The sequence below is a fragment of the Flaviramulus multivorans genome (assembly GCF_021728415.1).
Classification (GTDB): domain Bacteria; phylum Bacteroidota; class Bacteroidia; order Flavobacteriales; family Flavobacteriaceae; genus Sabulilitoribacter; species Sabulilitoribacter multivorans.
Genome location: NZ_JAKKDV010000003.1, coordinates 208,451 through 220,802, shown reverse-complemented (window position 1 = coordinate 220,802; position 12,352 = coordinate 208,451). Strand labels below are relative to the sequence as shown.

At 31.5% G+C, this 12,352-nt stretch carries 13 protein-coding genes; 8 read left to right on the top strand and 5 right to left on the bottom strand.

Annotated elements, in window-relative coordinates; translation table 11 throughout:
* Positions 1–18 precede the first annotated feature (18 nt).
* Positions 19–1,041: a metal-dependent hydrolase gene (locus tag L3X39_RS09345; RefSeq protein WP_237231521.1), complete on the top strand. Its 1,023-nt coding sequence runs from the start codon at positions 19–21 to the stop codon at positions 1,039–1,041.
* Here L3X39_RS09345 and L3X39_RS09340 read toward each other — a convergent pair.
* Positions 1,028–2,257, bottom strand: a complete 1,230-nt coding sequence (locus tag L3X39_RS09340; RefSeq protein WP_237231520.1) for an aminotransferase class I/II-fold pyridoxal phosphate-dependent enzyme — start codon at positions 2,255–2,257, stop codon at positions 1,028–1,030. The two genes, L3X39_RS09345 and L3X39_RS09340, sit on opposite strands and share 14 nt — an antisense overlap.
* Before the next feature lie 159 nt (positions 2,258–2,416).
* Here L3X39_RS09340 and L3X39_RS09335 point away from each other — a divergent pair, with 159 nt between their 5' ends.
* The 6 genes from L3X39_RS09335 (at position 2,417) to L3X39_RS09310 (ending at position 7,186) form a co-directional block, all read left to right on the top strand.
* The gene (locus L3X39_RS09335; protein ID WP_237231519.1) at positions 2,417–2,875 is read left to right on the top strand and encodes an Lrp/AsnC family transcriptional regulator; all 459 of its coding nucleotides are present in this window, start codon (positions 2,417–2,419) and stop codon (positions 2,873–2,875) included.
* Positions 2,876–3,043: 168 nt separating this feature from the next.
* A complete protein-coding gene (locus tag L3X39_RS09330; protein WP_237231518.1) occupies positions 3,044–3,502 on the top strand; it encodes a CPBP family intramembrane glutamic endopeptidase in 459 nt (152 codons plus the stop codon).
* A gap of 78 nt (positions 3,503–3,580) precedes the next feature.
* Entirely contained in the window at positions 3,581–4,096 is a 516-nt protein-coding gene (locus tag L3X39_RS09325) for a hypothetical protein (protein ID WP_237231517.1), read from the top strand.
* A gap of 799 nt (positions 4,097–4,895) precedes the next feature.
* Positions 4,896–5,624, top strand: coding sequence for a hypothetical protein (locus tag L3X39_RS09320; RefSeq protein ID WP_237231516.1), 729 nt, complete (start codon positions 4,896–4,898; stop codon positions 5,622–5,624).
* Positions 5,625–5,702: 78 nt separating this feature from the next.
* The gene (locus tag L3X39_RS09315) at positions 5,703–6,407 is read left to right on the top strand and encodes a hypothetical protein (protein WP_237231515.1); all 705 of its coding nucleotides are present in this window, start codon (positions 5,703–5,705) and stop codon (positions 6,405–6,407) included.
* Positions 6,383–7,186, top strand: a complete 804-nt coding sequence (locus L3X39_RS09310; RefSeq protein ID WP_237231514.1) for a sensor histidine kinase — start codon at positions 6,383–6,385, stop codon at positions 7,184–7,186. The genes L3X39_RS09315 and L3X39_RS09310 overlap by 25 nt, the downstream gene beginning before the upstream one ends.
* On the opposite strand, the gene L3X39_RS09305 is transcribed toward L3X39_RS09310, so the two are convergent.
* The 3 genes from L3X39_RS09305 to panB are packed head-to-tail and all read right to left on the bottom strand — an operon-like array spanning position 7,187 to position 10,129.
* Positions 7,187–8,566 (bottom strand): aldehyde dehydrogenase, encoded by a 1,380-nt coding sequence (locus L3X39_RS09305; RefSeq protein WP_237231513.1) that lies wholly within the window; start codon positions 8,564–8,566, stop codon positions 7,187–7,189.
* 9 nt (positions 8,567–8,575) lie between these two features.
* Positions 8,576–9,280 carry an RluA family pseudouridine synthase gene (locus L3X39_RS09300; protein ID WP_237231512.1) on the bottom strand — a complete coding sequence of 235 codons (705 nt, stop codon included), beginning with the start codon at positions 9,278–9,280 and terminating at the stop codon, positions 8,576–8,578.
* A 30-nt stretch (positions 9,281–9,310) separates the two neighbouring features.
* Positions 9,311–10,129: a 3-methyl-2-oxobutanoate hydroxymethyltransferase gene (gene panB / locus L3X39_RS09295; RefSeq protein WP_237231511.1), complete on the bottom strand. Its 819-nt coding sequence runs from the start codon at positions 10,127–10,129 to the stop codon at positions 9,311–9,313.
* Positions 10,130–10,250: 121 nt separating this feature from the next.
* Here panB and L3X39_RS09290 point away from each other — a divergent pair, with 121 nt between their 5' ends.
* Entirely contained in the window at positions 10,251–10,718 is a 468-nt protein-coding gene (locus tag L3X39_RS09290) for a nuclear transport factor 2 family protein (protein ID WP_237231510.1), read from the top strand.
* Here L3X39_RS09290 and L3X39_RS09285 read toward each other — a convergent pair.
* On the bottom strand, positions 10,715–12,139 hold the full coding sequence (locus L3X39_RS09285; protein WP_237231509.1) for an L-serine ammonia-lyase: 1,425 nt from the start codon (positions 12,137–12,139) through the stop codon (positions 10,715–10,717). The genes L3X39_RS09290 and L3X39_RS09285 overlap by 4 nt on opposite strands.
* Positions 12,140–12,352: the final 213 nt, after the last annotated feature.

The following is a 12,352-nucleotide window of genomic DNA, read 5'->3' as shown; positions in this document are numbered from 1 at the left end:
TGTTTTTTAAAATTAAGAATGGATTCATTAACTCAAATTGTTTTAGGGGCTGCATGTGGAGAAGCTGCTTTAGGAAAAAAAATTGGGAATAAAGCCTTATTGTTTGGTACGATTGGAGGTACAATTCCTGATTTAGATGTGTTTGTAGCCAATTTGCTGTATAGTAATGATATTGATGCGATGCTTTTTCATAGGGGTTTTATGCATTCTATACTATTCTCAATAATGGCATCACTAATTTTGGGGTGGATATCATATAAGGTCTTTAATAGGGGTAAACGATTACATATTACAAGCCAGAAAGATTGGATATGTTTATGGTTTCTGTCATTATTCACACATCCAATATTAGATTGTTTTACACCTTATGGCACACAATTATTCGCACCTTTTAGCAACGTCCGAGTAGCACTTAATAATATTGCGGTGGTCGATCCAATTTATACGCTACCTTTTTTAATTTGTTTAATTGTTTTAATGTTTTTTAAAAGAACTTCAAACAAAAGGAAATTATGGTTGAAATTGGGCTTTGGAATAAGCACTTTATATATGTTATTTACTTTAGGTAATAAGATCTATATAGATTCAGTTTTTAGAAAATCTTTGAAAGTAAACAACATTAACCATGTGCGATATAGCACACAACCCGCCATATTTAATAATATTTTGTGGTATGGAATAGCAGAAACGGAAAGCGCCTATTTTATAGCTGATTATTCACTTTTTGATTCCAAAAGTGAATTTTTAGAATTTATAGAATTGCCCAAACAACGAGATTTAAACCCTTCTGAATATAAAGACATCAAAGATTTAGCATGGTTTAGCAATCAGTATTATTCGGTTTATAAAATAAACGAAAGCGAATATCAATACAACGATTTACGTTATCCTATTTTAGACCAAAATAATCCTAACTCTTCGGTGTTTAGATTGATATTATATAAAGATAACGGTAGACTTAATACAAAACCTTTTGAACCTAAATTTGATGATATGGAAAATGTAATGTCAGATTTATGGGAACGCATCAAAGGGATTTAGAAATTTCCTTTTTTGTATTTAGAATATTAAGTTCTTCCATACATTGACGCATCATTTGATAAGTGCGTTCAATATCGGCATCTAAACCAATTGAGAAACGAATTAAGCCATCACTTAAACCCATTTCTTTTTGTTCATCTTCAGGAATTTCTGAAGATGTCGAACTTCCCGGTGCGCTAAACAAGGTTTTATAAAACCCTAAGCTTACTGCTAAATACCCCAAATTTCTATTTTGCATAAGTTCCATGAGTTGATTAGCCTTTTCACTAGAACCAACATCAATGGTAAGCATTCCGCCAAAACCATATTGTATATTCATCATACTTTTGAATAAATCATGCGACGGATGTGATTTTAAACCAGGGTAGACCGTTTTTAAACCATCGGCTTCAAATTTATTGGCTAAGAATAAACCGTTTTTACTATGTTGTTGCATTCTAATATGAAGTGTTCTTAAGTTCTTCAAAATAGATGCAGCTCTCATACTATCCATAGTAGAACCCAAAAGCATCGAAGCTCCATCGTTTACATTTCTTAGATTATTTATAAACTCTTGCGTACCACAAACAACCCCACCAACAGTATCGCTAGAACCATTAATAAACTTGGTTAAACTATGTATTACAATATCAGCGCCCAAAATAGCAGGCGAAATTGATAAAGGTGAAAAGGTATTATCCACAACTAGTTTTAAGTTATGTCTTTTGGCAATATCTGCTAATCCTTTTATATCAGCAACTTCTAAAAGTGGATTACTAACAGATTCACAGAATATTACTTTCGTGGTTTTTGTTATGGCTGCTTCAACTGCGTCAAGTTTTGTTATATCGACAAATGATGTTTTTATATCAAATCGAGGCATAAAATTTTTTAAAAAAGCATAGGTTCCCCCATATATAGTTCTGCTTGAAATAATATGATCACTAGCACCACATAATTGCATTAAAACTGGGGTAATAGCTCCCATTCCTGAAGCTGAAACATTAGCAGTTTCGGTTCCTTCCATAGCAGCTAAAGCTTCACCTAAATACAGATTGGAAGGAGAGGAGTGACGTGAATATAAATAACAACCATCTGCATTACCCTCGAAAGTATCAAACATGGTTTTTGCTGATAAAAAGGTATATGTTGACGAATCTGAAATAGAAGGATTAACACCTCCAAATTCTCCAAAATATTGTAAGTCCTGTATATTGTTTGCGGGTTTAAAAGACATAGTATTGTTTTTTATATTTAAATCAAATTTCTATATAAATAGATTATAATACAACATAAATATGTTATTAAAGACTATAAAACTATATTTAAATAAAAATATAGATATATTTTCTTTATATTTATAAATATTTATGATTTTAATGAAAAATTTTCGATTATGCTTTTAGATGAAATTGACAAAAAACTGTTAGAGTATTTACAAGCCGATAGTAAGAAAACAACTAAAGAACTGTCAAATAAACTCAATTTATCAGTTACAGCTGTGTATGAGCGTGTTAAAAAACTTGAAAGGGAAGCGGTTATTAATAATTATGTTGCCCTGCTTAACAAGGAAAAAATTGATAAAAACTTTGTAGTATTTTGTCATGTAAAACTAGTTCAGCATACTCAAGATTATGTTATAAAGTTTGAGAAAGAAGTGGCGAATTTAAATGAAGTATTGGAGTGCTACCATATTAGCGGTGATTATGATTATTTATTAAAAGTTTTGGTAAAGGATATGGCTGCTTATAGAGAGTTTATGGTAAAAAAATTAACCACGATCAATCATATTGGAAGTACCCAAAGTATGTTTGTAATAAATGAGGTAAAGCATACTACTACAATTAACTTTTAAAATGAATTCTATAGCTTATAAATACATTGAGTTTTTTTCATTTTTATTTTAATACCGATTAGTTATGTTATTGATTTTTCGGTTTGGGTAAAGTTGGGAATAGGAGGTGTTGGATTCGTTTATATTATCTATGTTTTATTAAGTGTTGAAGGAGAAAAATTTAAAATTTTGCCTAATTTAAATTGGAGACTATTTTGGTTGGAAACATTAGCAAAACTTATTGCAATAGCTGTTATTACTACTATTTTTGTGTACTTAACTGATAATGATGCTCTTTTTAATGTAGTACTAAACAAACCAAAACTGTGGTTTTTTATATTGTTTATTTATAGCATATTCTCGGTATATCCTCAAGAACTAATTTATAGAACCTTTTTCTTTAAACGCTATTTAAAACTTATTAATAACAAAGCAGTATTAATTTTTGTAAATGCTATTGTTTTCTCTTTAGCACATTTGTTCTTTAAAAATGCGTTAATTTTAGGGCTAACTTTTTTAGGAGGCGTACTATTTGCAATCACATACAACAAAACAAAATCTACTGTATTAGTGTCTATTGAACATGCTGTTTATGGTTGTTGGTTGTTCACCGTTGGTATGGGAGACATGTTAGGTTTTCCTGCATAAATTATTACATAAAATCCTACTTAATTGATTCTTTTTGCTATTTTAGAGGAGCTATTATTAATCAATTAAATTAAAAACATGAAAAAACTAACGTACATTATTTTAGGATTTATTATTGGAGCTGTATTGACTTACTATTTCTGTCCACGGCCTGACAATTTGAATGCTATGGACTCCAAAGTTAAAATCCCAAAAGACACCATTTCTGTAGCAGAGGCTAAACAATTTAGTAAAAATTGGGAAGAACGCAATCCTATCGAGATTGATTCTACAATAGAAGTAGAGGGTGCTAGAAAAGTGACCCGTTCAGTTAAGTGGCCTTTAGAAGAGATTAATGATTATTTAATATATGCTAAGGCAAAATCTGATACTTTAGGCTATAATATGACAGGTGTACGCGTGTACTTAGGCAACTATGGTGAAAATGCTGAACCATCTAAAAAGAACAGAAATACCATGTTTATAGTGCCTACTGGTAAAAAGAAGAAATCAGAAGCTAGTATGAATCCGCTTAATTTTCAAGGCGATGACGAGGATATTCTTGTTCCGCCTTTAAATAACGGTAGTGGAGGACCGAACGGATATCCTAATTAATAATTTTGGAACAATTTATATTAAAGAATTATACTTTACTGACTCATTTAGTGGAATTTTTAGCTGCAATAACTGGATTATTGGTGCTAAAAAAGTACAAAAATAATTCAGTAAAGTATTTTATTTGCTTTCTTGTATACTTATTTATTTGCGATTCATTAAACAACTACACTAGGCTAATAAAAAACAATGGTGTTCTAAGTTTTTTAGAGGGAACAGTTTTCGAAAAAAACTATTGGTGGTCAACTTCTTTTTGGAAAGTTGGAGCCATATTATTTTTTGTTTTTTATTATCGTCTTATTTTAAAAAATGAAATATTTAAACGGATACTAAAATATGCGGGTATTATTTTTTTAATTGTTTCTGTAACTCACATTATTCAAAATTGGGAATATTTTTTCTCAAGATTTTTTCCAGTAATAAGCATTATGGGCGCCATAATAATATTTTTGTGTACCGCTTTTTACTTTTTCGAAGTATTACAAAGTGACAGAATTTTAAGTTTTTATAAATCTATTAATTTCTATATAAGTGTAGCTATTTTTATTTGGTGGTTAATAATTACTCCAATAGTATTTTATGATATTTATGGAGAGTATCGAGATCTCGTTTATATCGAGTTGAGGCGCTATATTTACCTATTTGCCAATATATGTATGTATCTAACATTTACCTTTGCTTTAATATGGTGCAAGCCTGAAAACGATGAATATTAGAACTTGAGTTGGTATTCTTTTCTTATTTTAAAAACTTCGTAAAACATAATTAAATGAGTAGAAAATAGAATCTTTAATAATTCATGAAAGAGTTTTTATTAAAAAACTACACCTTATTAACACACTCAGTAGAAGTTATTGCAGCTTTTACGGGTGTTGTGTTATTAAAAAAATATAAAAGTAAGCACAATAGATACTTTATTTTTTTCTTAGTTTATGTAGTTATCTTAGAGTTTATTGGTGATTATTCAAAGTTTGTGCACCCTAACAGGAGCCTCAGTTTTTTAGTAGGAACTCGTATTGAAAAGAATCATTGGCTGTTTACTTCTGGCTGGAGTATAGGAGCCATAATGTTTTTTGCTTTTTATTATAGGAAAATTTTAAAAACTAGAATTTTTAAAAAAATTATTGAGTTATCGAGTTATTCGTTTTTAGTTATATCAATCATTTATATTCTTTTTAATTGGAATAGATTTTTTTATACTTTTTTCCAAACAATAAGTATTCTAGGAGCTTTAGTTATTTTTTTATGTGCGGTTTTATATTTTATCGAAACCTTAAATAGTAATAAAATATTGTCGTTTTATAAATCTCTAGATTTTTATATAACGTCTGCTATTTTTATTTGGTGGCTAATAATTACTCCAATCGACTTCTATGATGTTTATTTTACTTACGAAATTGGAAACCCTAATCGAGATTGGGATTTCATGTTTTTAAGATGGCAAATTTATTTATTTGCAAACATACTAATGTATTCAACCTTTACCTTTGCTTTAATTTGGTGTAAGCCTGAAAACGATGAATATTAAGGCTTTAATCAACATTCACCTTCACTTTTACATTAATATCATGTAAATCTGACAATAATATGAATTTAGACTAATAATTTGAACAACTTCCTTATAGAGCATTATAGTTTGATAACCCATTTTGTGGAGATTTTGGCAGCGGTTACGGGTCTTTTGTTATTTAATAAATATAAAGGATCAAGCACCAAGTATTTTATTTATTTTTTAGTGTTTATAACCCTGTCGGAGCTAGTTTCAAGATATACCTATTTGGTTAAAGAAGGGGGATTATTAAGCTTTTTAGACGGCACTGTATTTCAAAGAAATTATTGGTGGGGAACCTTGTTTTGGAGTCTAGGTAGCGTTATGTTTTATTCATTTTTTTTCTTAAAAATTATAAAGACAAAGCGCTTTAGGGTCATACTAAACGTAAGTCGTTATTCATTTCTAGTTTTCTTCTTCTTATATATAATAATAAATTGGGGTGACTATTTTATAAGACCTTTTCCTGTAATTAGTATTCTTGGAGCCATAATCATTTTCATGTGCTCCATATTCTATTTTTTAGAAATTTTAGAAAGCAATACCATTTTATCCTTTTATAAATCTATAAATTTTTATATTGCAGCTACAATATTTATTTGGTGGCTCATTATAACTCCCATTGTATTTTTTCATATTTATTACAGAAATATAGATTGGAATTTTATTCACCTCAAATGGATGATTTTTTTAGTTGCTAATATTTTTATGTATTTAACCTTTACATTCGCTTTAATATGGTGCAAACCGCAGAACGATTAACAAGTACAGCCTCAGAGCGCTATTTACTTATATATATGATTGCTGTTTTGGTAATTGTAACCTCGCTGGTAATAATATTTTTTGTGGTTTTTCAAAAACGTAAAAACAAATTACTTTTAGACAGAATTAAGCAACAACAGGCCTTTGAAGAGGAAATAACCCAAGCCCAAACAGAAACCCAAGAGCAGACTTTGAAGAATATTGGTTGGGAATTGCATGATAATATTGGTCAATTACTGTCATTTGCAAGCATGCAACTTAGTATTTTAAAGATGCAAGTAACGGACGATGTAAAAGAGAAATTTAAAGACACATCCGAAGCTCTTAAGGAAAGTTTAACTGAAGTTCGTGCGTTATCTAAAACCCTTAACAATGAAGTAGTTTTAAACATTGGCTTTGAGAAGTCTATCAATAATGAATTGAATAGATTAAAGAAGATGAAGTTTACTTCAGCAGAACTAAAAATAATAGGGGAAAAGGTTGAGTTTAAAGACAGAAAGCATGAGATAATTTTATTTAGGATTATTCAAGAATTTTTGTCCAATTCTGTTAAATATTCCGAAGCAAAAAACTTAGCCATCACTTTAGATTACCAACCCAAAAAGCTAATCATTATTGCAACGGATGATGGCAAAGGATTCGATGCTAATAGCATTGAAAAAGGTTCGGGCCTAATAAATATGAAGAGTAGAGCGGCTTTAATTCATTCGGATTTTCAATTAGCCTCTAAACCAAATGAAGGTGTAAAACTAACTATTATTTATCCCTTTCCAGATTAGTTAGCCAAAGTATTTAAATAGTTTTTTTAGTATTCCCAGTTTTCCTTTGTAAGGAGCATATCGAAATGGAGGATCCATCCAGTTTCCACGTTTAATTATAGGTTTGTGATGAGTAAATGTATCAAAGCCATGCTTTCCGTGATATCTACCCATTCCACTCGCCCCAACACCTCCAAAAGGTAAACGATGATTTCCAAACTGAATTAATAAATCATTAATTACGCCACCACCAAAACTAAATTTTTCAATGCAATTTTTTACAAACCTTTTATTGTTTGAAAACACATAAAGCGATAAAGGGTTTTTATTGTATGAAACAATATTTTCAATATCCTCAAAAGCATTATAAGTTAATATTGGTAATAGGGGTCCGAAAATCTCTTCAGACATAATACCACTATCTAACTTAGGTTCATCAACTATAGTTGGTGAAATGTAATGGTCGTTTTCATCAATATCACCTCCAAAAACAACGGTTTCATTTTCAATTAACCCTTGCAATCTTATGGTGTTTTTTTTATCAATGATTCTTGCTAAATCTGGAGATTTTTTTGGATTTTCACCATAGCTTCTAATTATCTCAGATTTTAATGCATTAATCAATTGCTCTTTTATTTCAGATTTTGCTATGATATAATCAGGTGCAATGCAAGTTTGCCCTCCATTTAAAAACTTACCCCAAACAAGTCTTTTTGTAACAAGTGTTAAATCGACGGTGTCATCAATAATACAAGGAGATTTACCTCCTAATTCTAAAGTAATAGGTGTTAGGTTTTTGGCTGCTGCCTCAGCTACAATTTTACCAACTTTGGTGCTTCCAGTAAAAAATATGTAGTCCCACTTTTGTGCGAGTAATTCAGTTGAAACTTCAACACCACCTTCAACAGTTTTTACGTACTCTTTTGGAAATGTATTGCTAATAATTTTAGTTAAAATTTTTGAGGTATTCGAAGTGAGTTCACTTGGTTTTAAAACTACCGTGTTTCCCGCTGCCACCGCCATAACTAGGGGCTCTAGGGCTAATAAAAAAGGATAATTCCAAGGAGCAATTATTAATACATTGCCATATGGTTCTTTATATATATAATCTGAGGAAGGAAATGTTAAGATTGATGGCCATATACGTTTAGGTTTTGACCATTTTTTTAAATTTTTTATGGTCAAACTTAAGGATGACTTAACTAATGCGTATTCGCTTAAAAAAGTTTCAAATTTCGATTTTTTAAAATCTTTATATAGTGCATCCATTATATCTTTCTCATTTGATATAATTTCACTTTTTAGCTTTTTCAAAAGTGACAAACGAAAAGACACTTCTTTAGTTTTTTGTGACTCAAAAAACGCTTTCTGATCTGATAATATTTTTGGTATGTTGTACATTAAATATTCTTAATTAAGTAAACAGGCATCCCAAACAGGATCATTGGGTAAAGGAGCAGTTATATGAAGAGGTTCTTTTTTTACAGGATGAATAAAACTAATATATCGGGCATGTAAATGAATACTCGCATCCGAATTACTTCTATTAAAACCATATTTTAAATCACCTTTTATTGGACAACCAATAGTTGATAGTTGCGTACGGATTTGATGATGTCTACCAGTTTCCAAATCAATTTCCAGTAAAAAATAATGGTCTAATTTTTTTAATAATTTATAATGAAGAATAGCTTTTTTACTATCCTTAATTTCATTCAAATGCGTGTATGATTTGTTGTTTTTTGGATTCTTTTTTAACCAGTGTATTAAAGTGTCTTCATGCTTTGGTGGTTCGTTTTTTACAAGAGCCCAATATGTTTTTTTTGCGTCTTTTTCAGCAAAGAGTTTATTTAATCTCGGTAATACCTTGCTTGTTTTAGCAAAAATAACAAGACCAGTAGTGGGTCTATCTAACCGGTGAACAACACCTAAGTAAACGTTTCCTGGTTTATTATATTTATCTTTTATATAGCTTTTAACAACTTCGCTTAATGGTTTATCACCTGTTTTGTCACCTTGAACAATATCCCCAGCACGCTTGTTTACAATGATGATGTGATTGTCTTCATATAGAACTTGAAGATTGTTTTTATCTGAAAGTGTTTTTTCGGTCACTAATTGCCAAATTATTTTCGTTAAAAGTGATTAATATTGCTCCGAATCATTGGGAAAATCTAACATCTTTACATCATTAACATATTGAGATATTGCTTTGGTCATTTCTTCATATAAGTGCAAATAACGGCGTAAAAAACGAGGATTGAATTCATGTGTCATTCCTAACATATCATGTAAAACTAAAACCTGACCGTCCACACCATTTCCGGCACCAATGCCAATAATAGGAATGCTAACGCTTTCAGCAACTTCTTTAGCTAGTTTAGCAGGAATTTTTTCTAAAACTATTGCAAAACAACCAATACGTTCAAGCGTTTTTGCGTCTTCAATTAAATCAGCTGCTTCTTGTTCTTCTTTGGCCCGAACGGTATAAGTTCCAAACTTATAAATAGACTGTGGTGTTAACCCTAAATGCCCCATTACAGGGATACCAGCGTTTAGTATACGTTTTATAGAGTCCTTTATTTCACGACCGCCTTCTAATTTTACAGAGTGAGCACCGCTTTCTTTCATAATTCGAATAGCAGAACGTAATGCTTCTTTTGGGTCGCTTTGGTAGCTTCCAAAAGGTAAATCGACCACTACTAAAGCGCGTTCGATAGCTCTAATTACTGAAGATGCATGATATATCATTTGATCTAAAGTAATAGGTAAGGTCGTTTCATGCCCCGCCATAACATTACTTGCAGAATCACCAACTAAAACAACATCAATGCCAGCACCATCAACAATTTTCGCCATGGTATAATCATAAGCAGTTAACATGGATATTTTTTCACCATTAGCTTTCATGTCAACCAATGTTTTTACTGTTATGCGTTTGTATTCTTTTTTAGCTACAGACATATTTATAGTTTAGTTTATTAGATTGCTCGTAAAAATAATAAATTAAGTAGATACTGTTAAACTTTTCTTTAAAGGGATCAATACCTGAGAATGATGTTTTAATTTAGTTAAAACTTTTATTATGGCACGTTTAGTATTCTATTTAGTTTTTTTGATTACAGCAGCAGTTTTTGGTCAGAATGAAGAAGAGTTCAAGGTAAAGTCTGCTGTTGATACTTTTTTTGATGGATTCCATAAAGGTGATACGACTCTTATGAAATCTGTTATGATGGATAAAATTCTTATGCAAACCGCATATAAAAATAAAGAAGGAAAAGATATTTTGGTTACAGATGAACCAGGAAAAATGCTAAATGCCATTGCAACAAGAACTGCTGACCAAAAATGGGACGAACGGTTGCTCGATTATAGTATTCAGGTTGATGGTAACATGGCCAATGCTTGGACACCTTATGAGTTTTGGTATAATGATACGTTTAGCCATTGTGGTGTAAATTCATTTCAGCTATTTAAAGATGGCGGACAATGGAAAATAATCTATTTAATAGATACTAGAAGAAAAGTAGGTTGTGGTACAAATAGCGATTAACAATCTGATAGATGCACGCCAACAGCTAAGCCACCTTCGCTAGTTTCTTTATACTTAGTATTCATATCTTTTGCCGTTTCCCACATAGTTGCGACAACCTTATCTAAGGGTACCTTTACGTTTTCGGGATTAGTATCCAACGCTAACTCTGCAGCATTTATAGCTTTGATAGCGCCCATGGCATTACGTTCAATACATGGTATTTGTACCAAACCACCAATAGGATCACAGGTCAATCCTAAATGATGTTCCATCGCAATTTCAGCAGCTACTAAAACCTGCTCGGGTGAACCACCCATTAATTCGCATAAGGCTGCAGCCGCCATTGCAGAAGATACACCAATTTCAGCTTGACAACCACCCATTGCTGCACTTATGGTCGCACCTTTTTTAAAGATACTACCTATCTCGCCAGCGACTAACAAAAATTGTTTAATATGGCTAAAGTTAGCTTCATGGTTTTCAATTACCATATAATACATTAAAACCGCTGGGATAACACCAGCGCTACCATTTGTAGGTGCCGTAACAACACGACCTAAAGAGGCATTGACTTCGTTAACTGATAAAGCAAAACAACTTACCCATTTTAATATTTGCCGAAATTTGACTTCGGTTTTTCTAATAGTTTCAAGCCATTCTTGTGGTGAGTTGTATGGTAAATCCCCTTTTAAAGTTTGATAAGTATCAAAAGCACGTCGTCTTACATTTAAGCCACCAGGTAAATTACCTTCGGTATGACAGCCAATATACATGCACTCTAACATGGTGTTCCAAACCCTATTCAATTCAAAATCGATAGTTTCAATAGGTCTAATGGATTTTTCGTTTTCTAAAACTACTTCTGAAATAGATTTGTTTAATTGATTACAATATTTTAATAAATCGTTACCCGTTTCAATGGGATATGGAAACGTGCAATAAAATATAATTTTGTTGGCTTTTGAAATTTTTCGTTCTTCCTGTACAACAAATCCACCGCCAATGGAGTAGTAGGTAGATTTTGATTTTCTACCATTGATTGTGGCTGAAAATTGCAGTGCATTAGCATGAAACGGCAAAAACTTTCTGTTAAAAACAATATTTGTTTCTGGAGTAAATGGTAAATCTTTTTCGCCATTAAAACTAATAGAGTTTGTACTTTTAATTTTAGAGATAATATCACCAATCGTTTCTGTTGGAATAGTTTCTGGGTTAGCACCACTTAAACCTAGCATAATGGCATAATCTGTAGCATGTCCTTTGCCTGTTAAAGACAAGGATCCGAACAAGTCCACAGAAATGCTTTCTACCTTGTTGAATTTATTAGTTTCCTTTAGCTCTTTAATCCAGCGCTCTGCAGCTCGCCAAGGTCCCAATGTATGAGAACTTGAAGGACCAACACCAATTTTTAACATGTCGAAAACAGAAATACACTCCATGTAACATATGCTTTAGTTTGACAAATATAAAGTGATTAAATTGAAAAAATGAGTAGTAATTTGGATATTAATTTTAAATGTATTTGCGTTAGGGATTGCAGCACGCTACCGTGTAGCGCGGAAAGCCTGACCACTTGTGGTAACGCCCATTTGATAAAAATATGACACTGTGTCAGTTTATTTGTGTTGGCATAATCATTGACTTATACATTC